This is a genomic window from Brevibacterium litoralis, assembly GCF_040212315.1.
In the GTDB taxonomy this organism is placed as follows: Bacteria; Actinomycetota; Actinomycetes; order Actinomycetales; family Brevibacteriaceae; genus Brevibacterium; species Brevibacterium litoralis.
Window position 1 is genome coordinate 41,379 of record NZ_JBDIUY010000037.1, and the last position, 24,959, is coordinate 66,337.

At 71.0% G+C, this 24,959-nt stretch carries 20 protein-coding genes; 1 reads left to right on the forward strand and 19 read right to left on the reverse strand.

From position 1 onward, the window contains the following. Nucleotides 1–58 precede the first annotated feature (58 nt). The 19 genes from AAD496_RS13010 to AAD496_RS13100 form a co-directional block, all read right to left on the reverse strand. Nucleotides 59–4,672: an FtsK/SpoIIIE domain-containing protein gene (locus AAD496_RS13010; protein WP_349829303.1), complete on the reverse strand. Its 4,614-nt coding sequence runs from the start codon at nucleotides 4,670–4,672 to the stop codon at nucleotides 59–61. A gap of 14 nt (nucleotides 4,673–4,686) precedes the next feature. Beyond that, a complete protein-coding gene (locus AAD496_RS13015; protein WP_349829228.1) occupies nucleotides 4,687–7,704 on the reverse strand; it encodes a LysM peptidoglycan-binding domain-containing protein in 3,018 nt (1,005 codons plus the stop codon). 50 nt (nucleotides 7,705–7,754) lie between these two features. Further along, the gene (locus tag AAD496_RS13020; RefSeq protein ID WP_349829229.1) at nucleotides 7,755–8,882 is read right to left on the reverse strand and encodes a hypothetical protein; all 1,128 of its coding nucleotides are present in this window, start codon (nucleotides 8,880–8,882) and stop codon (nucleotides 7,755–7,757) included. Then, nucleotides 8,879–9,646 (reverse strand): hypothetical protein, encoded by a 768-nt coding sequence (locus AAD496_RS13025; RefSeq protein ID WP_349829230.1) that lies wholly within the window; start codon nucleotides 9,644–9,646, stop codon nucleotides 8,879–8,881. The genes AAD496_RS13020 and AAD496_RS13025 overlap by 4 nt, the downstream gene beginning before the upstream one ends. Nucleotides 9,647–9,929: 283 nt before the next feature. Then, nucleotides 9,930–10,457 (reverse strand): pilus assembly protein TadG-related protein, encoded by a 528-nt coding sequence (locus tag AAD496_RS13030; protein ID WP_349829232.1) that lies wholly within the window; start codon nucleotides 10,455–10,457, stop codon nucleotides 9,930–9,932. Next, the gene (locus AAD496_RS13035; protein ID WP_349829233.1) at nucleotides 10,454–10,837 is read right to left on the reverse strand and encodes a TadE/TadG family type IV pilus assembly protein; all 384 of its coding nucleotides are present in this window, start codon (nucleotides 10,835–10,837) and stop codon (nucleotides 10,454–10,456) included. Before AAD496_RS13035 ends, AAD496_RS13030 begins: the two co-directional genes overlap by 4 nt. 41 nt (nucleotides 10,838–10,878) lie before the next feature. Continuing rightward, nucleotides 10,879–11,343, reverse strand: coding sequence for a TadE/TadG family type IV pilus assembly protein (locus AAD496_RS13040; protein WP_349829235.1), 465 nt, complete (start codon nucleotides 11,341–11,343; stop codon nucleotides 10,879–10,881). 21 nt (nucleotides 11,344–11,364) lie between these two features. Continuing rightward, nucleotides 11,365–11,601: a hypothetical protein gene (locus AAD496_RS13045; RefSeq protein ID WP_349829236.1), complete on the reverse strand. Its 237-nt coding sequence runs from the start codon at nucleotides 11,599–11,601 to the stop codon at nucleotides 11,365–11,367. 184 nt (nucleotides 11,602–11,785) lie between these two features. After that, nucleotides 11,786–13,147, reverse strand: a complete 1,362-nt coding sequence (locus tag AAD496_RS13050) for a polysialyltransferase family glycosyltransferase (RefSeq protein WP_349829237.1) — start codon at nucleotides 13,145–13,147, stop codon at nucleotides 11,786–11,788. A gap of 5 nt (nucleotides 13,148–13,152) precedes the next feature. Continuing rightward, the gene (locus AAD496_RS13055; RefSeq protein WP_349829238.1) at nucleotides 13,153–14,160 is read right to left on the reverse strand and encodes a glycosyltransferase family 2 protein; all 1,008 of its coding nucleotides are present in this window, start codon (nucleotides 14,158–14,160) and stop codon (nucleotides 13,153–13,155) included. Between the two features lie 141 nt (nucleotides 14,161–14,301). Beyond that, nucleotides 14,302–15,234 (reverse strand): type II secretion system F family protein, encoded by a 933-nt coding sequence (locus AAD496_RS13060; protein ID WP_349829240.1) that lies wholly within the window; start codon nucleotides 15,232–15,234, stop codon nucleotides 14,302–14,304. 4 nt (nucleotides 15,235–15,238) lie between these two features. After that, nucleotides 15,239–16,384: a type II secretion system F family protein gene (locus tag AAD496_RS13065; protein WP_349829241.1), complete on the reverse strand. Its 1,146-nt coding sequence runs from the start codon at nucleotides 16,382–16,384 to the stop codon at nucleotides 15,239–15,241. Nucleotide 16,385: 1 nt separating this feature from the next. Further along, nucleotides 16,386–17,690, reverse strand: a complete 1,305-nt coding sequence (locus tag AAD496_RS13070) for a TadA family conjugal transfer-associated ATPase (protein WP_349829243.1) — start codon at nucleotides 17,688–17,690, stop codon at nucleotides 16,386–16,388. After that, nucleotides 17,687–18,988 (reverse strand): CpaE/TadZ family protein, encoded by a 1,302-nt coding sequence (locus tag AAD496_RS13075; RefSeq protein ID WP_349829245.1) that lies wholly within the window; start codon nucleotides 18,986–18,988, stop codon nucleotides 17,687–17,689. Before AAD496_RS13075 ends, AAD496_RS13070 begins: the two co-directional genes overlap by 4 nt. Then, nucleotides 18,985–19,827, reverse strand: coding sequence for an SAF domain-containing protein (locus AAD496_RS13080; protein WP_349829246.1), 843 nt, complete (start codon nucleotides 19,825–19,827; stop codon nucleotides 18,985–18,987). Before AAD496_RS13080 ends, AAD496_RS13075 begins: the two co-directional genes overlap by 4 nt. A 191-nt stretch (nucleotides 19,828–20,018) precedes the next feature. Next, nucleotides 20,019–21,266: an MFS transporter gene (locus tag AAD496_RS13085; RefSeq protein ID WP_349829247.1), complete on the reverse strand. Its 1,248-nt coding sequence runs from the start codon at nucleotides 21,264–21,266 to the stop codon at nucleotides 20,019–20,021. A gap of 113 nt (nucleotides 21,267–21,379) precedes the next feature. Continuing rightward, a complete protein-coding gene (locus AAD496_RS13090) occupies nucleotides 21,380–23,494 on the reverse strand; it encodes a S9 family peptidase (protein ID WP_349829248.1) in 2,115 nt (704 codons plus the stop codon). A 53-nt stretch (nucleotides 23,495–23,547) separates the two neighbouring features. After that, complete coding sequence (locus AAD496_RS13095) at nucleotides 23,548–24,264, reverse strand: hypothetical protein (protein WP_349829250.1); 717 nt, start codon at nucleotides 24,262–24,264, stop codon at nucleotides 23,548–23,550. 1 nt (nucleotide 24,265) lies between these two features. After that, entirely contained in the window at nucleotides 24,266–24,448 is a 183-nt protein-coding gene (locus AAD496_RS13100) for a hypothetical protein (RefSeq protein WP_349829251.1), read from the reverse strand. A 142-nt stretch (nucleotides 24,449–24,590) separates the two neighbouring features. Here AAD496_RS13100 and AAD496_RS13105 point away from each other — a divergent pair, with 142 nt between their 5' ends. Next, nucleotides 24,591–24,935 carry a helix-turn-helix domain-containing protein gene (locus AAD496_RS13105; RefSeq protein WP_349829252.1) on the forward strand — a complete coding sequence of 115 codons (345 nt, stop codon included), beginning with the start codon at nucleotides 24,591–24,593 and terminating at the stop codon, nucleotides 24,933–24,935. Nucleotides 24,936–24,959: the final 24 nt, after the last annotated feature.

Here is a 24,959-nt window from a genome sequence, read left to right on the forward strand (position 1 = left end):
AACTCGGGCATTCCCGGCCGGACACATGTGTTCCGGATCCGACACATCCGCCGAACCGTCACTCGAACTGCGGCACCTGACCGGGGCTCCACTGCCCGGCCCGGAACACGACGGCACGCCCCTTGTTGCCACCGCCGGCACCGATGGACCGGGGCAGGCGGGTGCCGAAGATGTCGCCGTCGCCGGGCGCCTCGGGATTGAGGAGGATGCCGGACCGGGACTTCTTCAGCGCCACGGCCGGACCGCGGAAGGAGGACCCGACCTCGGAGGTCGTCCCGGCGCCGACGACGAAGCTCTCGGAGTCGCGGACGACCTTGGTCTGGGCGTCGACCCCCTCGACGATCCAGCCGTCGTTGCCCAGCAGTTCCATGTCGTCGATGACGAGAGCCGTCCGGTTGGCCCGGTCCTTCGTGAGCTCCGCGAACTCCTCGAAGACCGGCTTGCCCTCCGTCTTGTCCATGTCCGGGCTCAGCACCGCGAAGGTCGACGGGTCGTCGGCGTAGGCGGCCAGGGGCGAGGTCCGCGGCAGCACGTAGAGGATCCGGTACCCGTGTTCCCGCAGGTGGGCGAGCATGACCTGGAGGGTGTTCGACCGACCGCTCTTGCGGGGGCCGAGCACCATGAAGGTCGGACCGTCCTCGACCGCGCTGAGCGTGGCGAAGGCGAGCATGTCGCCGCCCACGGCCACCGGGAACACCGAGGGGTCCGCGGCAGCCGGGGTGCCGGCCACATCGGTGCCGAGTTCGAGCGCCTCGGCGTAGCGGATCCGCCCCGGGAGCTGGTCGACCCGGAAGGGCCGGAACTTACCGGGCAGCCCGTCCTCGCGGGCGGACGCCGCGCGGCCGATCCGCTGGATCTCGCGGACCTGGGCGGTGCCCTCGGGGTCGGGGCTCAGCAGCGCGAACTGGATCTCCTCCGCGTTGCCGCCCGTCCGGAAGGCCCGGCCCGGCGGCACGTGGGTGGGCACCTGCTTGGCGTTCATGCCGGCGGCCCGGTAGTCGCCCGGATCACCGGTGTTCATGATGTACCGGTCCTCGAAGAGCATGCCGGTCCGGCCGCCCTGGATGCTCCGGTCGCTGGAGACGAGGAACCGGAATCCGACGGAGGCGGCTTCCTGGAACAGCAGCGTCCAGGCGTCGAGCAGGGCACCGGAGTCGAGGCTACCGAAGGCCGCCTGGAACCCCTCCCAGCGGTCGAGGAGGACGACCACGTAGGGCAGGCGTTCGTCCGCGGGCACGGCCTTCCGCTGTTCCTCGATGTCCGCGTACCCCTGGACGGCGAGCAGTTCCTGACGGCGGGTGAGCTCGGAGCGGAACTTGGCGGTGAGCCGGGACAGCCGGTCGGGCTGGTCACGGGTGACGACCGATCCGACGTGCGGCAGGGACTGCAGGGGCAGCATGGCGTTGTTGCCGCAGTCGACGGCGTGGATGTGGACGTCGCGGACGGACAGGGAGTCGGCGATCACGCCGGCCACCGTGCGCAGCACCGAGGACCGTCCCATCCGGGGCTGGGAGACGAAGGCGGTGTTCGCGTCCTTCGCGAGGTCGTAGGTGAGGACCTCGCGGCTCTGCGCGTGCGGCAGATCGACCATGCCGAAGGGGATCCTGAGCGTCCGCCGGATCTCCTCCCGGTCGAACCGGGCGTACACCTCGTCGATCGCCACGAGGTCGGGCAGCGGCGGCAACCAGGGGGTCGGTGGTGGTTCGATCCCGTCGGAGGCCTCCCGGAGTGCGCCCACGAGCGAGGCGAGGTCGGTGGGGATCGTGACGTCCTCCTCCACCTCAGCGGCCTGCTCGGCCGGACGGGCGAGCGTCGTCCAGTGCAGGGCGGTCGCGGACACCGCCGGGGCCCGGTCGACGTCGACGGGGCGTCCACCCACACGGGCCGACTGCATCTGTACGAGGGCACCGGCCCCGGAGCGCACATAGGCCCGCCCGGGCAGCGACTTGGGGATCTGGGCGGCCAGGTGCGAGTCGATGACGTCGGAGCTGTCGCCGGTGTCGGTGACCCGCAGGGCGATCCGCAGGTTCGTGTTCGAGCGGATCTCCGCGCTCACGACACCGCTGGGTCGCTGGGTCGCGAGGATGAGGTGCACACCGAGGGACCGACCCCGGCGGGCGATGTCGACGAGACCGGTGACGAAGTCCGGCAGCTCCGCCACGAGGGCGGCGAACTCGTCGATGACGATGAGCAGGCGGGCCATCGGTTCGTCCGTCGGGTTCCTCCCGGCGTCCCGCTGTGCCGTGTACTCCTCGATGTCCTTGGCCCCGGCGTCGTTCAGCAGGTGCTCACGCCGCCGCAGCTCGGCGCCCAGGCTGGCGAGCGCCCGCGTGGTGAGGTGCCCGTCGAGGTCGGTGACCATGCCGACGGTGTGGGGCAGGTGGGCGCAGTCCTTGAAGGCCGCGCCACCCTTGTAGTCGATGAGGACGAAGGTGAACTCGTCGGGCCGGTTGCCCACCGCGAGCGAGGCGATGATCGACTGGAGCAGCTCCGACTTACCGGAGCCGGTGGTGCCGGCGACCAGGCCGTGCGGCCCGTCCCGGGAGATGTCGAGGCCGAAGGGACCGTCCGCCGCCTCGCCGATGACGGCCCGGGTCGTCCGGGGTGCCATCGCCCACCGGCCGGCGATCCCGCCGGGCGCGGGCGGATCGAGGTGGAGGACGTCGAGCAGGCGGGAACTCGACGGGATCGCCCCGCCTTCCCCCTCGACGCTCACGTCGCGGATCGGGGCGAGCGCCCGGGCCACCCGTTCGCACCAGGCGGGCCCCACGAGATCGGGCCGGATGGAGTCGACGGACTCCCGGCCGGTGCGTTCCAGGGTCGTCGACCGCCCGTCGGTGCTCACGACGGCCCGGCACTCCTCCGGCAGCCGACGGACGTCGTCGTCCATGCACACGAAGTACACCCCGACCGCGGGCCCCGAGCGCAGCAGGGAGACCGCACCGGGCAGCAGGCGCAGGCGGGCGGCGTCCTCGACGAACACGACGACCGGGGAGAACCCGGGGCCACGGGACCCACCGGACCCGATCCCGCCGCCGAACCCACCGGCCCCGCCGGCCTCCTCGACGCGGGCGGACACGAGGGATCCGAGCGCGCCGAACAACCGGTACAGGCTGTCCTCGTCGGTTCCGACGAGCGCCAGGCCGTCCTCGTCCTCGCCCGCGCGCACGTGCGGCAACCACCGGACCCAGTTCCAGTCGGAGTCCGTGGCCCGGTCGGCGGCCACCCGGATCTCCACCTCGCCCGGGGAGTGGAGCACGGCCGTCTGCCCGAGCAGCCACGCGGCGAGCGCCCGGCGGGCCGGTCCCGGTCCGGCCAGTCCGACGACCCCGTACTCGGGGAGTTCGACGACGACGGGGACGTCCGGGGCGGTCCACACGAGATCGGACTCGTGCACCTCGCGCGCGGGGTCCTTGATGGTGATCTCACTGAGCGCGTCGGTCGTCCCGACCCGCAGGTGCAGCCAGTCCGGGTCCGTGGGTCGGCGTTCCCACAGCCGGGCCCGGGGTCCGAGCGCGGTGAGGTGCACCTGCGCGGGGTCCATGTGGTCGTGCCGCCGGGCGCTGCTCTCCTCCAACAGCGCGCGGAAGGCGTCCTCCTGGACCTTCCGTCGGCGTCTGCGGAACTCCGCGAGCTGGTCCCGGTACCGCCGGGCACTCGTCGTCCGGTTCTGCACCATGTTGAAGATCGCCATGAGCGGGGAGAGCACGACGAACAGGAGCATGTACCAGCGGTCGAAGATGAGGAACATGGCCAGACCCATGACGACCGGGGCGACGATCATGGGCCACGGGAACGTGTAGCGCTGCGGCTTGGCCGGTTCCTTCGGGTACGAGAACTGGGTGGGCCTCTCCGGCGGGAGCAGACGCGGCGGCCGGTTGTAGTCGAGTTCGACCGCGTGCGGTGTGGGTGTGAGCTGCGCGTCGGGCGGGGCGACGTAAGTGAGTTCGAGCAGGGTGTCCCCGACGGCCAGTGCCGCCCCGGGTTCCAGGAACCGGGCGGCGGTCAGCGGCACCCGCGCGACGTGCAGCAGCGGCACCGGCGCGTCCGGTTCGACCTCCGTGTGGACGGACTCCAGCCCGATCCGCTGGTCCTGTTTCCGCTCCTTCTTCGCCTTACGCCCGGTGCCGTAGGTCTTGGTCGGCGGCACCGGGATGAGGATCGGCCCGTCGAGCGGGCGCCTGCGGTAGGGCGCCGGTCGGGTGACGCCCACGTACTCGTCGGCCGGTGTCACGACGACCGCACCGTCCCCACGCACGTCCACCTGCACCGCGGTCGAGGTGATCCACGGGTCGTCGAGCCGCACCGTGTCCAGCGGGTCGGCGCCGATCGTCCAGGACCCGACCGTCAGTCGGTGGACGGTGCCGGCCCCCGCGCCCGAAGTGATCCGCAGTTCCAGCGTCCCGCCGGGTTCGGTGCCGAGGTCCGGGACGGGGCGTCCCAGCCCGACGACGGCCCCGTTGCGCACCGGGGAGTCCTCGACGGGACGTGTGAGGTCGAGCGGGGTCGACCCGAGGAACAGGCGCGAGGCGGGGTGCCCGGGTTCGATCGGGACCCCGGCGGCCTCGCCGAGGACGGGCAGGACCTGGGCGAGCGTCGTCCCCTCCTCGCAGTCGACCGCCAGGTCGTGGGGGACGGAATCGGGCCCGACGACGGTGAGCAACAGTCGCATCGACACGTGCGCTCTCAGGCGCTGAGGCGGGCGGACACGGACGGCGCGATCTGCGCGACGAGGGCGTCGGTCTGCGCCTCCCGCCGTTCGACGCCGAAGAGGGTGAGCGTGCGCATCATGCGCCGCGCAACGCGGGTGACGTCGTCCGGCCGGTGGTCGTGCGTGAGGCGCAGGAGCTCACGCCACATCGTCTCGGCGGTCGGCACCGCGGTGACACCCCGGTCGAGGAACCACAGCGCTCCGTCGACGTCACCGGTGCCCGCGGCCTTCTGCGCGGCCTGGAGGGCGATCGTCGTGACGAGCACCCGGGCGTCGCGGCGGGCCTGGTGGAAGGCCACCCACGCGTAGGAGCCGGTGTCCGGGGCGGAGAGCACCTCGCCGCGGGCCCGGTCGAGCAGCAGCTCGAACAGCTGGTTCTCCTCCGGGATCCCGAAGGCGGAGTGGGCGACGTCGAGCAGGAGCGCCCATTCGTTCTCGACGTCGTGGAGCTCCCACCGGCCGTCCTCGCGGATGCGCAGGCGGTCCTCCCCGGCCGGGGAGTGTCCCAGCCACTGCCGGGCCTGGACGAGCGCGGTGTCGAAGACGTCCTCGGACACCCCGCGTGGCCACACGAGGGACTTGAGGACCGCGGGGTGCACGCCCTCGCGATGGAGGGCCACGGCGACGACGAGCTCGGTGAGCACGTCCTTCTGGTCGTCGGGCACCGGGCCGGGGCCGGTCACCTCCACCTGGCCGAGCAACCGGACCGCGGCCTCCTCCGAACGCGCGAGCGCCGAACGCAGGGTCTCGGGGGCCACGACGGACAGGCGCTCGGCCGAGGGCTCGGTGCGGTCGGTCGGGTCGTCCTCGTAGGTCACCACGTGCGAGAGGACCCGCGCGGCCACCCGTTCCGGGTCGACCCCGGCCATCTCCTCCGCGGCCTTCTGCCGGGCGGCGTCGGCCGAGCGGAAGAGGAGGGACACCTGGTCGAGCTGGTCGAGGGTGATCCGCCGGGCCGTGCCCTGCAGACCGAAGACCTCCAGGGACAGGTCACCGGCCGGCGTCACGACGAACTTCCACCGGGAGGCCGGGGTGTGGCCGAGCGACACGACCGCCAGCGGCACACGGGCCGCACCGACGAGTTCGCGGATGCGGGCGGCCTCCTCGGCGTCGGGTGCTCCGGAGGTGAAGACGATCCGGGGGCGGATCCGCACGCCGGCACCGGGATCGACGGAGGCGTCGGCCCCGACCGGCTGCGCGGTCCGCCCGGCGAGCACCCCGTCGACGCCGAGGTCGGCGAGCAGGGAGTCGGTCGAGTCGAGCCCTCCGGCCACGTCGTCGAGCACGTCCATGAGCGAGGTCGACTCCCGCACCCGGGTGGGTGCGAGGACGGACAGGTCGGATCCGAACCCGACGAGGTCGACGTCGATCCCGTCCGACCACACGTTCGTCGTGAGTTCGACGGCCATCGACATGAGGACCTCACGGGCCAGGGCGTCGTCGCCCCCGACGGAGACGAGCCCCGGTGCCGCCTCGAGGTCGACGAGGATCTCGTACCCCCGGGTCGTCGCGACGTTCACGAGCGCCGGGTAGGGCGCCGGGGTGTCGATCCGTTCCTCCGGGATGTCCGCTTGGTCGACGATCCACGCGGAGCCGTCCTCGACCTGCCGCCACGGCCAGGGTGGCGTGGGACCGGTGCCCGAGGTGTGGTGGAGGACGATGTTCGCCTCACCGGCCATGATCATCGTGACCTCGGGCAGCGGGGTGGCGGACTCGCGGCATCCGAGGGCCAGGTACCGCAGGGCGCGGTCGAGGTCGAGGGCCAGCCGGCCGTTCTCCGCCAAGCGGAGGATCCGGTCGTCGGCGACCTCGCCGTGCGGGCCGCGCCGGGCGCCGATCGCCAGCAGCAGGCCGGCGGCGAGCAGGCCCCCGCCCAGTGCGTGCCGGACGTCCTGTGCCGTCTTCGCGTCGACGTCGAGCAGTGCCGCCGCGGGATCCGCCGCCGAGGCGCCCGCCAGGTCCGCCTGCACGACCGTCTCCGGATCGCCGGTCCCCAGCAACCCGGTCCCGTCCCCGGTCGATCCACCGGTGGCGCCCTCCGTGGAGCCGGAGCCACCCGAGCCGGCACCCCCTGCACCACCAGCGGTCCCGGCGCCGCCGCCGGCCGCGCCCCCGCCGGACGCGGCACCCGCGTCGGTGTCGCCGGGGGCCGAGGGCGCCTCGGGAGCGGTATCTCCTGCGGCACCCGGGACGGAGGCCGGGGTGTGCACCTGGAGTCCGGGGCCCGCGGCGTCGGCGGGCAGGCGGAGGGTCCAGCCGGGGTAGATGAGGTCCGCGTCGCGCAGGGACGTGCCGTCGGCCTGCACGCGATCGCGGTTGAGTTCGAAGATCTCCTTGTAGCGCATGCCGTCGCCCAGGTAGCGCTCGGCGATGTCCCACAAGGTGTCGTAGTGGCGGCCCTCCGGGGACTGCACGACATAGGTGACGACCCGGCCGTCGTCCACGCGGTCCCCCACCTCGGCGCTGCCCACCGCGGTGCGCTGCTGCTCGATGTGGTGGTCCATGTACTCGACCATCGCCTCCTCGCGTTCCATCTCCGCGGCGACGGTGGCCTGCTCCGCGCCGGGTTCCAGGAGGGTGCCGAAGCTCGGGGCGAAGGTCGCGGCGGAGAACAGGAGCATGATCGAGGCGACCATCCGGCGGGCGAGCGGGCCGCCCTCTCCGGGGCCCAGGCCCGTGCCGTAGACCCGTTTGTTGTGGAACCAGCGGAAGAGCTCGACGACGACGCTCACCGTGAAGTAGAACCACGCGAGCCACAGGACGACGACGAACACGTCGAAGACCATGCCGGCGGTGAGTCCGCTGGTGAGGGCGTCGAGCCCGTTCCACCCGGCGAAGGGATTACCGACGACGAGCACGAGGGTCAGCGGCAGACCGACGAGGAGCGCCAGCACGCCCACGATCGCGGCGATCCCCCGGACGATGTCACCCCGGCGCGCACGCGGGGACTCGGTGCCCTGACCGGGGAGACGGGTGGAGGGGGTGTACGACACGTCGGGGGCTCCTCGAAGGTGGTGGGGCTTGCGGGGTCGGGCGTGCGGGGTCAGGAGGTCTGGACGGACGGGACGACCACGGTCTGGACCTCCCGGACGGCCATGCGGGTGTGCTTCTCGAAGGTGGCGCGGTGGAACTCCTCCCAGGTCGGGTCGGAGGACCATGTGTCCCGGACCTCGACGACCCAGGTGGGGAAGTAGACGACGTTGTAGAAGTCCGCGCCCTGTCCGAGCGAGGTCTTCTCGTACATGTGCACGCAGGTGAGCGGGTTCGACCCCACGTCCTCGCCGCGGATCGCCATCTCCATCTCCTCCGTCGAGGGGTTGATGCGCGCGCCCCGGCACCCGGTGTAGGGGTGGTCCTTCGAGTAGTTCGGGTCCCAGGACTCCGGGAACACGTCCAGGCTCTCCAGACGGGAGCGCATCTCGTACCGACCGAGTCCCACGGGCCCGGTCTCGACGGTCGGGCCGACGATGTGCCCGTTGTCGGTCGTCGTCCCCACCGGGTTCGCGTAGAACACGACGTTCTGGCCCACCCGGGCGGAGTCGACGGGATTGTGCAGGAGCTCGACCGAGGGGTAGGCGCGGTCGTCGGCGGCGACCTCGACGAGGTCGTGGTACTCGGGTGGGTCCTCCGGTAGGAACTTCATGTCGCCGGGTTCCTCGCCCTCGAGGAAGACCGAGGTGATGAAGTTGAGGTCGCGGGCCGGCTTCTCCGACATGTCGATCGAGTCGTAGTTGTGCAGGCAGACCTCGTAGTAGGCCTTCCGGTCGTCGGCACCGTCCACGCGTTTGATCGTGTCGGCCTCGCCCGCGAACCAGCACTCGGGGAACTCGGGTTTGAGGTCCGTGAACCACTTCTCCTCGGTGCCCAGGATCTCCTGGACGGTCGGCGGCTCGTTGCCACCACTCCCGGAGCCGGTGTTGCAGTGGTATCCGTAGCCGTAGCCGTTGGCCCAGAACCCACAGGGGCCGTTCCCACCGAAATCCCCGTGGGTCGAACTCCCACCAGAGTTGTCCTCCGGCTGCGGGGAGTTCCCCGAACCGGAACCGGTCCCGGGGGCCGCCACGGCCGGGGTGTCGGGCAGCGCCGCCGTTCCGAGGAATGCGAGGAGGACCGCGAGAACGGCGGCGAGGATGCGCCGTGCCACGGTCGCGTGGGTCGTCCGATTCGTCACCACTCGGTCACCTCCAGGTCCACGCCGCCACAGTCCGTCATCCCGGTCTCCTCGAGCCCGTCGACCCGGAGCGAGCCGGATTCCTCCACCAGATCGAACCGGACGGGTTCCGGCCGGACCGATCCCTCGACGTCTCCCCCGTCCTCCCGGACGATCCCGGTCGAGGTCGTGCACCCGAGCACGAGCGCACCGTCGGAGTATCGGTCCACCTGGGTGGCGACGAAGGGGATGGGACCGATGAACTCACCGTCGATGTCCGCGACCGAGGACTCGTTGAGGTCCTGGCGTGCGCTCGTCGACAGCTCGGCCAGGTCTCCGCCGAAGTCGCCGTCGTTCGCCGCGCGTGCGAGGGCGGAGTAGAAGGAGCGGGCCAGGTCCGCCTCCGGACGGGAGTCGGCTTCCGCGCCCGTCCACGTCCCGGTCTCGGTGCCGCCGGAGCCGAGCTCCACGACGCCACCGTTCGACCGGTCCTCGTCACCACTGTCGTCGTCGGCGCTGTCCTCGTCACCGGAGTCCTCCGGCGCGGATTCCGCCGCCGAGGCGCCCTGCCCCTCGGTCTCCTCCGCGGGCTCGGTCTGGGGCGCATTGCCCTGCCCCTCGGCCCCGGCCTGGGACCCGGCGGGGACGACGTCGTCCGCACCGCCGGTCCCGCATCCACCGAGCACGAGTCCGCACGCGAGCACCACGGAGACCGGCACCGTCCGGGCGAGGACGGGGCCGAGGCGACGCCGCGGTCGCGAGGACCAGGTGATGCGCGTGGTCACGGGGTGGGATTCCAATCGGGGTTTCGGGGTTCTTCGGTTCGGCGGCCTTCCGGTCCGGATGCCGGCCGGCCGAGGACTGGACTATTCACGACAAGGTCGGTTGCGATCAGGTGTTCCGGTACGACAGGTGATCACAGCCACGCCACAGCATACGTGCGCCCACGGACACCGAACAGTTCACGCACCGGATCACAGGTGCCAGTCCGGCAACACCCGATGCCGACGCACTATCTGGCGCGGCCGCACTATTCGGGCACACAGCGCCGCCACACCACATAGCGCGTCAACTCGGGGCGGGGTCGTCGCCGGCTTCGCGGACACCCTGGTAGGGGCGGGCGCTACCGGTACCGGAGGCGGCCAACTCAGTGACGCCGATCATCCTCAACAGGCTGGCACCGACGGACATCTCGACCTCGACCGAGACGACCACCTGTTCGTCCGTGTCATCGGCCGGGTCGTCGGAGATCCCGGTGAACCGGCAGTCGTCGATCGAGGTGTCCGTCGACATCACGACGCCGCAGTAGTTCTCGACCTCCTGTCGCACCTTCATGGGGCGGAGCACGAGACCCGGCTGCCGCAGGTCGATCTGCGCGGCACCGGCGCGGGCCGCCTCCTGTGCATAGGCGATGGCCCGGGCGCGGAGATCGAGCTGCCGACCGGCGTCGATGACGAGTCCGCCGAGCAGCAGGATGACGATCGAGAGGATCGGGACGATCGGCGAGATCGCACCCCGGTCCCGGCGTCCGCCAGGCCGACCGGCGAACCGACCGACCGCGAACCGGCCGGCACGACATCCCGTCCCGCGCCTCACGACAGCTCCTTGTTCGTGTCGAGCGGGGAGGTGAAGGACGACTCGACGCGGATGTCGCCGGGCAGGATCCCGAAGATGTCCTCCATCGGATACCGGCACGAGGCGATGATCGTCACGTAGGACCCGTGCTCGAAACTGCCCTCCCGGTTGACGACGAGGGTGTCCGCGCACCCCTGGGAGGCGAGCGCGGCGGACTGTTCGAGCGTCTCGCGCGCCGCGGCGTTCGCCTTCTGGCCGCTGTCGGCCTGCGTGGCGGCCCGGGCCGCGTCCCGCACACCCGACTCGAAGTTCGCGTTCACCCAGGCCACCCGGCCGTAGGCGAAGACGATGCCGAGCACGAGGAAGATCATGGGCACGATGATCGCCATCTCGACGGTCATCGAGCCCCGGTCCGCACGACGGAGAACATTTCTCCCGGATTTCATCGTTCGGCCTCGAAACGTTCGATCTGGCCGGTCGCCTCGGCCGAGGCCGTGAGGTCGAGCCCCGGCACGAGGGTGATGACGGAACCGGTCACCCGGACCGTCACGGTGCCGTCGCCCTCGCGATAGGTGGCGGTCGCCTCGGGCGCCAGGAGACCCGCACTACCGGTCTGCGCGGCGAAGGATTCCGTGTACGCGAGCACGCCGTCCTTGCCTGCGGTGTAGGCGGCCTCGTCCTGGAAGAGCCGGATCTGCGAGAGACCCTCGCGCGCGGACTGCACCGCGATCGTCTTCCCGTAGTAGAAGAGCCCGCCCTGGATGCAGAAGAAGATGAGGATGACGAGGACCGGACCCGCGATCGCCAGTTCGATCGCCGTCGCTCCGCGGTCCGGCCGGTTCCCGCGGTCCCGACGCCGCAGGGGTCGACCGCGGAGTCGGGCACTCGGGCGCACGGATCCGGTCATGGGGAGGTCAGGAGACGAGCGTCAGGAAGGAGTCCCGACGCACTCCTCACCGCCACCGGCGGTCGAGGCGCACTGTTCCAGCTTGTCCGCCTGGTTGTTCACGACGGTCGTGATGACGCCGCCGATGACGGAGACCGCGACGACGAGCACCGCGGTGATGATGACCCACTCGATCGCCGAGGCGCCCCGGTCACCACGGCTACGACGCCGGCCGGCATTCCTGCGCCACAGCGCGAGATCGTCGAGGAGGAGCTTCATGTCAGATGCCTCACAGGGTGTGGGAGAGAGAAATCGGTCCGCAGTCCACTGTAACGCCCGATCGCGGGCCGGTCGTCCAGGATTGTTCCCGTCCGATCACACTTCCCCGTTCCTCAAGGCCGCTTGAGGAACGCGGCACCACCCCGGAACCACCGTGGAACCACCTCGACAACTCCGGAGGGGCTCAGCGCCGCCGGCGCGACACCCGCCGCACCCGCCGCGCGACCCGCCGCAGGAGTCCCACCTTCCGAATCGGCGCCGGTGCCTTCGGCGGGAGTCGGCCGGGCAGGTCGAGGCGCGTGAGCCGCCGCCGCTTGAAGTACCGGGCGAAGCGCGGGTAGTGCGCGGCGAGGAACGCCTCGGCCGTCTCCCGGTGCGCCCGACACAGGATCGGCTGCATGCAGTAGGCGATCGCCGTGACGAGATCCCCGCGTTCGGCGTCCGTGACCTCCGCATGCACGCCGTCCTCCGCCGCCGAGGCGCCCTGCCCGTACTGCAGATCGATGAGGGTGAGCGGGATCCGGTTGCTGTTCTCGTAGGGGGCGAGCGCCTCGAGGACACGGTCGGTCCACACCGCCTCGACGGGCACGCCGAAGACCCGGTCGGCCGTCGTGAGCGCGGTCGAGTAGCAGCTGATCACCGCAGTGGGGGTGACCCGGGCGAGGAACACCTCGACGGGGACGGCGGTGTCGAGGAGGTGGAAGTCGAGACCGTTCGTCCGTGCGGCCGCCTCGACCTCGCCGACCAGACCCATGGGAGAACTGGGGTGCGGTTTGAAGACGACGCTGCGCGCGCCGATCGCCGCCGCTCGCTCGGCCATCGCGACGTGCATGGCGATCTCGTCGGCGTGGGAGATGAGGCCCAGGTTCGCCACGTACTGCCCCACGAGGAGCGCGGCACCGGACTCCGGGACGGCCGCGAACTCCTCCGCCGGCACCTCGGCGGCGACCTTCTCGACGACGGCGCGCAGGGCACCGACGGGATGGACGTGGTGGTGGAGGTCCTCGGAGGGCAGCAGGGTGGGCCGGACCCCGGGCACGATGTCGAGGTAGGTGACGCCGGTGAACCGGTCGAGGAACTCCTCCGGGAGGTTGCCCGGCAGAGGACCGAAGCTCATGAGCCCGTCGAAGTGGACGGAGATCGGGGAGTCGGCGAAGACGCGAGCGAGCGTGAAACCCGGGGGCAGCGTGGGCGTCCACGCGAGGCACAGGGAGACCTCGACACCGTCGAGACCCCACAGGGACCGGAAGGCCGCCTCGGTGAAGGGGGCCTGCGTGTCGTCGACGTAATAGGCGCGCGGGTGGTGCGGCCAGATCGTCGCGTTGAAGTCGATGACCCGGTCGAAGGTCGATTCCAGGGCCGCGAAACCGGGGATCTCGGCCACCGACGGGGTGATCTCCGGGTACTCGCCGGAGTTGGTGACGAGCAGGATCCGTGCGTGGCCCTCGGCGGCGGGCTCGGCGTCGAGGACCGAGGCGAGGCTCATGGCCTGGAAGAAGGTGGCCACCTGGTAGAGCGTGGCGGAGGTGAAGGTGGGTGTCGTCATCGTGCTCACCGTTTCTTCACGTGCCGGAAGTGGTGGGAGGTCATGAAGTCCCCGAGCACCTCGTGGACGAAACTGGCGCGTTGCTTGCCGAACTTCTCCAGGCCCCGCTGCAGGTATTGCTCGGGTATCCGCCGGGAGGTGGCCCGCGCCCGCTCGGTGAGGCGCGCCCGGTAGTCCGCGTCGGCCTTGTGACTGCGTTTGACCTGGTGGGCGAGGACCGCCAACCAGTTGCGGGCGAGCTTCCCCCAGATGTCGGGGTCGACGTCCTCGTTCTCCAGGAGGGTGATCACCTGGTCGAAGGCCGGGCAGAAGTCCATCTGGCGGTCGTCGAGGACCTGGGTGAGCGAGGTCCCGATGTTCCGTCGGTACATGACGCCCGGACCACTCGTCACCGCCATGGCGCGGGTCCGGTAGAACATCCGCCAGATCCACGGGCGGTCCTCGGCGGTCGCCAGGCCCGAGTCGAACTCCAGCAGTCCGGCCTCGGCCATCTCCGACCGGTACATGCCCGACCAGCAGTGTGGGAAGTCGATCATCGTCGATCCGTGGTCCGGGAGGATGTGGTCGCGGGGGTCGAGCGGGACGTCACGACGGCCCACGGGCATCCGGACGAGGGTGCGCGCACGCCCCCGGACCTCCACGAAATCCGACTTCACGAAGTCGACGTCCACCGTGTCGAGCACCCGCCGCATGTGCGCCAGGTGGCCGGGCGCGTACCAGTCGTCCCCGTCGAGGAAGGTGATGTAGCGGCCGGTCGCCCGTTCGAGGCCCTGGTTCCGCGTGTGGGAGACACCGAAGTTCGTCCCGTTGTGGATGACGGTCGCCCGCGGGATCAGCCGGACCATCTCGTCGATGACGTCGCCCGTCCGGTCCGTCGAGCCGTCGTCGACGACGATCACCTCGAGATCGTCCGGGTCGATCCCCTGGCGGCGGAGGCTCTGGAGTCCGATGCCGATGTGCGGTTCGACGTTCATCGCCGCGACGACGACGCTCACCGAGGGACGTGACGGCAAGGGATCTCCTGTTCTTCTCTGCGACCGACCTACGGGTTCGACACGGGTTCGACACACGTTCGATCGGACCGGGCCTGCACCGCCGATCAGCTTAGTCGACCCCTCACAGGCCGACCCATCACAGGGACATGAGCGGCCCGATCACAGGGACATGAGCTGCCCGACGGCGGGGAAGGCGAGGAACAGCAGGAACCCGCCGGAGAGCAACAACTGGGCGACGAGCATCGACTGCGACCGTTCGCCCTCCTTGCCCTCGACCTCGGAGAGTTCCTTGGTCCGCAGGGTGTCCGCGCGCGCCGCGAGCGAGGTGCGGATCTTCGCCCCGTCGTTCGCCGCCAGCCCGAGTGCGCCGGCGAGGTCCGTGAGCTCCTCGACGCCGATCGCCTCGCCGAGCTCCCCGAGTCCCTCCCACGGGCTGATGCCGAGCAGGCGTGCGTTCGCGAGTGCCTGCCGGATCCGCACGAGGGCCCACTGCTCGCTCACCGAGGCCGCCGCGAGCAGCGCCTCCGGCAGACCACGGCCGCCGGACAGGTTCATGGCCACGAGGTCGAGGAAGATCCCGACGACCTTGCGGAACTCCTTGCGCCGCTTGGCCGCCTCCTGCTTGAGCGACAGGTACGGGATGCACACGCCCAGCGCCCCGAGCACGAGGGCCGCGAGCAGGGGCACCGCCCCGGACAATTGCGCGCCGAACATCGTCGCGATCCCCCAGGCCACGGGCCCCAGCAGGAACATCGCGAGCCCGGAGAACACGGTGGAGGCCAGGAACCCGCCGAGCGAACGCGACATCACCTGGAGGTCCGCGGACACGAACCGCAGGTTCCACCCGCGCTCGGCCGCGAAGGTCGCCAACTGGTCCGAGGTCCGGGCGAACAGCGTCTCGGACCAGCCCTGGGCCCGGTCGGTCGCCGCCTCCATGTCCGTGATGACGGAGGTGCGCATCGACTTGTGCCCGTGGTCGATCCGGGCCACGAGCGTCGCCACCCCCGGCTTCGGGTGGTGGAAGGTGCGTACCAGCACGAACACGCCGAGTCCCAGCACGGCACCGCCGATCATCGTCCACACGAGGACCATGCCGTCACCTCCTCCTCTTCCGGCCGAACAGCCCGGGCCGCGATCGCCGTCCCGTGGTGCCCCGCGCCGACTTCGCCCGGGTCCCCCGGTCGCCGGCGGTCCCGCGACCACCACGGTCGTCCCCACCCCGGGAGGTGCCCCCGGTGGTGGGCAGGGAGGTGGAGGGCGCCTCGGCGGCGCTCGTGGGCAGGTCCGCGGCCGAGGTGCCCTGACCCCGGCCACCACTCGTGCGGTCGGTCGCCGCGCCCTCGGTCCCGGGGCCCTCGGTGTCGCCCGCCCCGCGGACGAGGAAGCGTTCGCGGGGTTCGGGTTCGCCGAGCTTCCGCAGCCAGGCGAGGCCGCCGAGGATGAAGGCGGCGACGATCACGAGGACGATCTGACCGAGGAAGGTCGAGTAGGGCTCGACGTAGGAGCGGTTGAAGATCGCCAGGCCGCCCATGACGCCGAGGATGATGAACATGACGATCTGCACCGAGCGGCGGATGCCCGCGCGGGAGGCGTCGATGCGGCGGCGCATGTCGAGTTCGGCGCGGGTGGACCGGGCGAGCGCGGTGAGGACGTCACGCAGGCCGGGACCGCGCAGACGGGCGTTGAGGACGAGGGCGGAGACGATCATGTCCGCGCTCGGGTCGTCGAGGTCGTCGGCGAACCGACCGAGGGCCTCGGGCAGGGGTTCGCGCACACGCAGGCGGTCGACGAGCAGGTTGAGCTGCGGGCGGATGACCGGCGGGGTGGCGGACACGGAGGCCGGGATCGCCTGTTCGAGGCCGACGGCGCCGGCGATCGTGTCGCGCAGGGACTCCGTCCACGTGGCGAGCGCCTCCAGCCGCATGATCGCGACCTTCTCCTGCTTCTGACCGCCCACGATCCGGTCCCAGAACGCGGCGATGAGGCCGGCGAGGACCGCGGGGACGACCCAGCGGGTGAGGAGGAGGACGGCGAGGAGACCGCCGAGGCCCCACAGCAGGCGGGAGGCGAGGGTGCGGTGGCCCGAGCGGCGCGCGGTGCGGCGGGTCGGGGCGCCTCGGGCGGGGCCCAGGGGCCAGCCGGCGAGGACGGCGATGAGGAGGAAGATCCCACCGCCCAGGAGGGCGCCGACGCCGAGGGCGGCGGGCAGTTGCCAGCCGATGCCGGTGAGTCCGGGCAGCATGTCACCACCGCCCGTGGACGGCCGGTTCGTAGCCGTGGCGGGCCAGGTCGTCGGCCGCGGAGATCGGGGCGTGCGCGGCGGCCATCCCGTCGGGGCCCGGTGCGAAGACCTCGGAGGACAGGACCCGGCCGTCGATGCCGGTGACCTCGCGGATCGACTCGACGACACGGCGGGTGGTGCCGTCGGGGAACTCCTTGCGACGCATGAAGACGACGAAGTTGATGGAGCCGGCGATGAGCATGTGGGTCGCCTCGGTCGGCAGGTTCTCCTGGGCCTGCAACGCGTAGGTGGCGATGCGGTTGAAGACCTCCAGCGAGGAGTTGGCGTGGATGGTCGACAGGGAGCCGTCGTTGCCCTGGCTCATGGCGTTGAGCATCGTGACGATCTCGTCGCCGAGGACCTCACCGACGATGACGCGCGAGGGGTTCATGCGCAGGGAGCGGCGGACGAGTTCGGCCATCGAGACCCCGCCGACGCCCTCGGAGTTCGGCAGACGCTCCTCGAAGGCGACGACATTGGGGTGGAGCTCGTCGAACTGGTCGAGGCCGAGCTCCATGGAGCGTTCCACCGTGATGAGACGCTCGCGTGGTTCGATGACATTGGCGAGCGCCCTCAACATGGTCGTCTTCCCGGCGTTCGTGGCGCCGGCGATCATGATGTTCTTGCGTGCGAACACGGCCGCCCGGAGGAACTGGGCGACGTCCGGGGTCATCGTGCCGGTGGCGACGAGATCCGGCAGGAACACCTTGCCCAGGCGTGAGCGACGGATGGACAGGGCGGGCCGGGCCGTCACCCCCATGACCGCGGACATGCGGGAGCCGTCGGGCAGGCGGAGGTCGAGCTGCGGGTTCGCCGCGTCGAAGGGACGCGAGGACAGACCGACGTTCGAGGCGAGGATCTGGACGAGCTCGATGAGTTCGTCGTCGGACTCCGCGACCGGCGCGTGCTTCTGCTCGGACCCGTCGGCATAGCCCACGAACACCTGGTCGTGGCCGTTGATGTCGATGTTCTCGACGTCCGGGTTCTCCAACAGCGGCTGCAGCCGACCGACGCCGAAGAGCGCGGCGTGGATCGCGTTGGCGATGTCCGCCTCGGCCTCCGGGTCGAGCGGGGTCCGACCGGAGCTGATCTCCTCACGCGCGTGGTCCTCGAGGACCTGGACGATGAGCGAGCGGGCGTACTGGCGCTCGTCCTCCGGGGTCATCGCGGCGCGACCGGCGACCTCGTCGGACCGGCGCTGGTGGTTGAGGCGTTCGGCGACCCGGCCGCGCAGACGGCGGACGAGTTCGTTCTGGTTCTCGATCATCGACGCCCCCTGAGGTCACGGCGGGTCAGCGGCCGGGTGGGTGTGTCGGGGTCGGTGTCCGGGGTGGGGTCCGGGGTCGGGTCCGGCCGTGCGGCGGGTGGGTTCCCGGGTGGTGCCGGGGGTCCCTGCTGTGGGTTCGGTCCCTGGGGTGGGGTCGGGCCCTGGGGCGGGTTCGGTCCCTGGGGTGGGGTCGGGCCCTGGGGCGAGGTCGGGCCCTGGGGTGGGGTCCCGGGAGCCGGGTCGGGTCCGGGTGCGGTCCCCCGCACCGGCGCGGGTGGCCTCTGGGGCGGGGCAGCGGGAGCAGGCGGCGCCTGCGAGGGTGCGGGTGAGGCGGGTGTTGCCGCCGGAGGGCCGGGAGTGCCCGGGGCGGGGGTGCCGGGTGCGGGGGTGTCCGCGGTGGGGTTCCGGGGTGGGGTGGAGTCGGGCACGGCGGAGGGCGCCTCGGCAGCGGGGGTGTCCGGGGCACCTTTCTTGCCGCGGCGGGAGCGGCGCGTGGGTTTCACGGGGGTGCCGAGGGCGGCGGCCACTGCGCCCGGGTCGAGGCGGACCCCGCCGAGCGCGGCGACCTGCTCGATGACGGGGACGCCGCTGCGGACCAGGAGCGTCCGCTCGGGACGGTTGAGGATCTTTCCGTCGAACATGCTCGCGCCCACCGGGTCGAGCGCCAGGTGGCCCAGGTAGTCGGTGAAGCGCAGGACGTCCTCACCGAGCATCGCGGCGGCGTTCTGCGCGTCGCGGGCCTCGCGGTGCGGTGCCACGACGACGACCCCGAACCGCGGGGTGGCGCCGGGCAGCAGGTCGCGCAGTTTGAGCAGGCGGGCACGGGTCTGCAGCACCTGGGCCGGGCGGGGGCGGAGGACGAAGACGAGGGCGTCCGCCTCGCGGGCGAGTCCCAGGTGCGGCGAGGCAGGGGTGAGCGCGCCCAGGTCCGCCAGGACGTCGTGGCTGGTGAGACCGGAGAAGGCGGTACCGACGGCCGGCCACAGGTTCTCGACGGCGCGGGCCTGTTCGGGTTCGGGCATGCCGGCCAGCAGCTCGGTGCCGCCCATCAGGCGCTGCGTGTGCTCGGGGACCATGCCCGGGTCCAGGTGTTTGCGGGCCAGGGGCATGAGGGACATGAGGCCGCGGTCGGTGCTCACGGCCCGGCCGTCCTCGAGAGGCATCTGGTAGGCGATGTCGCCGCCGGCCACGTCCGCGTCAGCGAGCACGCAGGTGCGCGGCCACAGGGCCGCGGAGAGCAGGGACAGGGTGGTGACACCCGGGGCACCCTTGGCGGAGGCGAACCCGATGAAGGTCATTCCTCGTCCTCCGTGGAGGTGTCGTCGGTGGCGCCGTCTGCGTCGTCACCGCTCTCGTCGGAGGAGTCCTGGCCGGTGGTGTCCTCGGCGGGTTCGGTGTCCTCGGCCGGGTCGGTGCCGTCGGTGGTGTCGTCGGTGGAGGGCGCCTCGGCGGGATCGGTGCCGTCTACGAAGTCCGTGTCCACGGGGGTGGTCGGGGCCAGCTGCGAGACGGCCACCTGGCCGGCGGCGGCGCGCGGGACGAGCTCGGTCGCCTCGCCGTCGGAGACGAGCACGCTGGCGTTGACGACGCCTCCCTCCGCGGAGACGTCGACGACGCGGGCGGACTCGACGAGGACCTCGCCGGACAGACCCGAGAGGTCGTCGGTGGCGCCGGAGTAGATGCGGATGACGTCGCCGGGTTCCACTCCCCCGGTCGGCAACTGGCTGGGGCTCAGGACCATGCCGACTATCTCGCCGTCGGCGGGGATCGCGGAGCCGTCGACGAACATCGCGGGGCTGGCGAAGGCACCGGCCGGCACGTAGGCGATCGCCTGGGCGCCGATGTAGTGCTCCAGGCTGTTGCGCGGGATGACGGCGTCGGAGTCGGTGTTCACCGAGGCGATCGCGAAATCGTCGGCGGTGAGCTCCTGACCGGGGCGGATGTCGGAGGCCGCGACGAGGACCTCCGTCCGGTTGCCCGCCACCATGACGAGCACCCCGGCGAGCACCGCGCCCGCGAGAATGAGGAGGACGGCGAGCGCAGCCATGAGGGGGCGCCGGTCGCGGCCCGCGGAGGGGAGCTTCGCCTTGTTCGCGACGGACGCGGGCACACCGGTGCCCTGGGTTCGTTCAGCCATGTGCCCCACTGTACGGGTGCGAACCCCCTCACACGGTGGAACAGGATGTCGCAAGTCCGTGACGTGGCGCGGTGCGGGTGGGGTGCGGGTGCTGACCGGCTTCTCACCGGAATACCGACGCGCTATGTGGTGTGGCCTCGCTATTTCATCAAATAACGAGGCCACACCACATAGCGCGTCGGCATCGAGCCCTAAGGCTCCTGCTCGCGGAGGATCATGCGGCCGGGCAGTCCGATCCGGCGGGACCACAGGAGGATCCACACGGCGCCGAACCCGGCGAGCGCCCCGGTCACGAGCACACTGCCGGACAACGACACGATTCCGAGCACGAGCGAGAACACCGCGGGACCACCCAGCCGGCCGCCGGTGCTGTACAGCGCCCAGATGCCCAGGAACCGCGCGCGCCCGACCGCAGGGCTGAGGTCCGCACCGATCGTCATGTTGATCCCGGCGCCCATGCCGTTGCCCACGGCCATGACGCCGACCGCGACGACGAGGCCCAGGACCCCGGGCCACGCGACCATGAGCCCGAACCCGAGCGCGAACACCGCCAGGCACGTGAACAGGGAGGGCACGCGACCCAACTGGTCCTTCACCCGCGCGCCCGGCGCCATGAGGCACAGTTCGAGGGCCGCGCCGAGGGCGATGAGCAGCGAGATCGTCGATTCGTGGAGGTCCACCTCGACGCCCCACAGCTGCACGGCCACCGGCTGGATGGCGCGGGCCACCGCGAGCGTCGCGATCGACACCCCGGCGAGCGCCACCGCGTTCCACCGCACGTCGAGCCGGGCCCGCCGCTTCCCGCCGGCACCCGCTGTCGCCGACCGGGATCCCGCTCGTCCCGTCGCCGACCGGGATTCCTCCCGTCGGGTGTCGAGGGTCCGGGCGGCCGGCAGCGTGAGCACCCCGACGGCGGCGAACCCGGCCAGGCAGGCGAAGACGAAGACCGACCAGATGGGCAGCACGAGCATGAGGCCCGCGCCGATGATCGGGCCAACGAGGGTCCCGGCGCGCATGGTGCCGCCGAGCGCCGTCATCGCCCGGCCCACCTGCGCGGTCGGCAGGGAATCGGCGACGACGGCCTGCCGGGCGAGGTTCCACACGTCGGCGATCGGGGCGAACAGCACGAGCCCCACGACGTAGAGCACGAGCGAGGCCGGAGAATCCCAGGCGAGTCCGAGCACGACGATGCCGAACGCACCGATCGACGCCGCCGTCGCCCCGTACATCGCACGGGTGTCACCGACCCGGTCGATGAGCGCTCCGGCCGGCACCGTGAAGCACAGGGAGACGGCACCCCGGATCGCGACGATCGCGGCGGCGAACGCGGGACTGGCACCCACCTCGAGCGCGGCGAGGACGATGACGGGGACGACCGCGCCGGCCCCGGAGGCGAAGAGGATCGACGGGACGAGCACCGGCCACAGGATCGTGACCATCACCCCGTCCTTCCGGGAACCCCCGTCCGGCCGGGATGTCCCCACCCGCCGCGATCCCCCGTCCCACGGGGACCGCCCACCGGACGACCCCGCGGGGGTGGCAGACCGTTCGTTCACCCGAGCGTCGCCGGGCGGTCCCAGTCGGTGCCGTGGACGTGGGTGTCGAGCCAGCCGAGCACCGTCTCGTACCAGACCTGGGCGTTCCCGCGGCCGAGGATCCAGTGGCCCTCGTCGGGGTAGTAGAGGAACGCGTGCTGCGTCCGCCCGTCCTCACCGAGCGGCGTGGCGGAGCGGGTGAGCAGGTCGTACCAGAGTTCCTGCCCCTGGCCGATCGGCACGCGGTAGTCCTTGTCCCCGTGGATGACGAGCAGCGGCACCTCGATCCGGTCCGCGTAGTGGTGTGGCGAGTACTCCGGTGCCTGCAGGCGCATGGCCTGGTCCCACGAGCTGTTGTCGGTGGTCCGTCCCATCGAGGTGACGTTCCACAGCGAGGCGTGGGTGACGATCGTGCGGAACCGCGCACCGGTGTGTCCGGCCACCCAGTTCGCCATGTAGCCACCGTAGGATCCACCGGCGAGTGCGGTGCGGTCCTCGTCGATGAAGGGCTGGGCGACCGTCGCGTCGACGAGCGCCATGAGGTCGGTGAAGGGTGCCCCGCCCAGTTCCTGCTGACCGCGGTCGATCATCGCCTGGCCGTAGCCGGTGGAGATCGCCGGATCCGGCAGCAGCACGGCGTACCCGGCGGCGACGAAGGGGTTGGGGTTCCACCGGTACGTCCACGAGTTCCACGAACCCCACGGCCCGCCATGGACCATGACGAGCAGCGGGTGGGGTCCGTCGCCCTCGGGCACACGCAGCCACGCGCGGACGCGGGTGCCGTCCTCACCCTCGGCGACGACCTCGCGGAGCACTCCGGGTGCCGCGAGATCCGTGCCGGGGTTCGCCAGGGGCGAGACGTCGCCATCGGCCGGGGAGATCTCCACCGGGAAGGGTGGCACGTCCACCGCCGAGGCGCTCGCGAACACCCGACCACCGCTCACCACCAGCCCGCTGAAGGCGAACTTCTGCTCCGGCCCACCGGCCAGGCGGGTGGGTGCGGCATCCGTCGGGGCGCCGGTCCACACCGAGCCACGGCCGGTGTCGTCGGAGGTGGCGACGAGGGTGGAGTCGTCGAGCCAGGTCGCGGAGTACCAGAAGTCCCCCTCCGGCCAGACCGGCTGCAGGGCGGCGGCACCGGTATCTCCGCCGAGATCGAGGAGGAAGAGGTCCGCCCGCAGGGAGGTCTCCGGGGTCCAGGCGCGGTGGCGGTCGACGAGCACACGCGTGCCGTCGGGGCTGATGTCGCCGGCGGAGTAGCCGTACTCGGCGTCCGCGTCGATGAGGAGGACCGGAGCGGCGGCGGCCGCGGTGAGGTCGACGCGCCAGACCGGGCTGGCCTCGAGGTCCTCGGCGATGGGGATCTCGACGGTGACGAGCGCGAAGGTGCCGTCGGGTGCGACGGACCACCCGATCAGACGTCCGGTGGGCATGGGCACGTGGGAGAACTGCAGGTCGTCCTCGGCGAGGTCGTCCTCGGCGAGGTCGACCACGCGTGTGCCGGCCTCCGCGCGGGCCACGGCGAGGGTCTGGCGCGCGGGCCCGAGGTCGTGGTCCCAGCGGCGGACGGGGAATCCGGTGTGGAGGATCGCGCTCACCTTGGAGTCCTTGCGCTCCTGCGCGAGTTCGGTGTGGGACTCCTCGTCGGTGGCGGCGGTGTGGACGCCGACCTCGGCGACGAGGACCTCGGAGTGGGCACCGGCGAGTTCGACCCGGCCGAAGCCACCCGTCCGCGTGGCGATCCGGCGGGCCTCACCGCGGGTCGGGAGGGTCCAGAGGGCGGCGTCGGTGGCGTCCTCGCCGTCATCGCCCGGGCGGGCCGAGGTGAAGACGAGAGTACCGTCGGCGCCGACGGTCACACCCCCGACGGAGGCCTTGCCGCGGGTGAGCTCCTGGACGGAGTCCTCGCCGATCTCGACGAGACGGTTGACGTAGGCGGTGCCCTTCGCGTCGAGCATCTGGGCCGTCGCGTAGAGGGGCCCACCGGAACGGGAGGCCGCGAGCCCGCCGAAACGGGTGGCGTCGAGGAGCGTGGTGACCGGCGTCGGTGTGGCGTCGGCATCCGTGCCGTTGTCGCCGTTCGCGCCGTTCGTGCCGTCGGAGCTGGGGTTCTGAGGGGATTCCTTGGTCATGGAAGGCATCCTATGGGTGCCCTCGGACACACTTCCCACCCCGGGCGTTCACCTCATCGCGCGATCAGGCGATCACGTCGGACCTCGGGTTCGGTCTTCCCGTCGGGGAACGACACGTCGTATCCCATCGCTCGCAGGACGGCGACCGCGGACTCAGGATCATCGCGAACAGCGGCTCTGGTCTGCGTTCGTCGCCATTCCAATCGGCCCTCGTTCAGCCGATTGAATGCATCGTCACCCCTGTCGATGCCGAACTCTTCGATCAACATGTGGAGCACATCTTCGAGGCAGAGTCGGAACCGATGTCCGCCGAGCGGAAAGTGAAGTTCGGCAAGACGAGGCACCCCGTCGTCGGCTGCACGCCGGGCCGCGCGTTTCGAGGTTTTCCCTGAACGGACCATCGTCGCGGTGAAGGCGTCTCGATGCGCATGGATCTGGACATGCGCCGCCGGGACGTTGTCGGGCTCCCTGAGGTAGTCATACCGGAACAACGGTTCCCGCTTCTTCTTTCCACCAGGGAACACCGCGAAGCTGGACTTCTCGATGGCCATGAACTCATCAGTACGGTCCATACAACAGCGGTACTCGATCGCAAGGACCAGAATGACCCTGTCATCGACGGTCAACGGGATCCTGGCCTGTTTGATCAGAGCTCTGTGCCCGCCTTCCACAACGTCTGCTGTGAACGGCTCGAAATCACGCGCGACGGCGCTCACGGTCTTCGTGAGCGCCGTCGCGAACTGTGCTGCTTGTTCCTTGAGCGAGGACATGTCACTCGCCCAACAGGTAGTTCAGCCCGTCCCATTCGTCGTATATGTCCAGTTCATCCGCATCGAGCAGGTAGAGCTCAGCGCGCCGGAGGAACTCATCCTTGTTGCCCATCGCCCTCTCGAGCTCGGCACGACGCGCGATTGCTTCTGCCCGGGTGAGTACGGTCGCTGTCACGGGAGTCATGGTGTGTCCCTTCCTCGGGTGTCGACAGGATACAAGTTACTCCTGGGCACCGACACGATTCCTGACCGAGTCCGAGCCACCCCGTCCCGCCCCGGGAACACTCCGTTGTATTCAGTACCCGCAGGTTCTACACCCGTGACATGTGGGACGTCGACGTGGCGATGACCGAGGAGTGAAACGGATGTCCAAGTCCATGGACGAGTTCTTGAAGGAACGCCCGGTCGACGAGTCCCGTGTCGAACAGCACGTGGACCGCATGTTGTCCGAGGTGCGCGCGTACCGACTCCGGGAGCTTCGCGAACAGGCCGGCTTCACGCAACAGGAACTGGCGGATCGGATCGGCGTCTCCCAGCGGCAGGTCTCCAAGATCGAACACGGAGATCTCGACAACTCCAAGGTCGGAACGATCCGCGGCTATCTCGAGGCCGTCGGGGGAAGCCTCGCATTGGAGTACGTCGATGGCGACCAACGTCTCCAGGTCGCATGATCCTCACCCCAGCCCCGGCGCTGC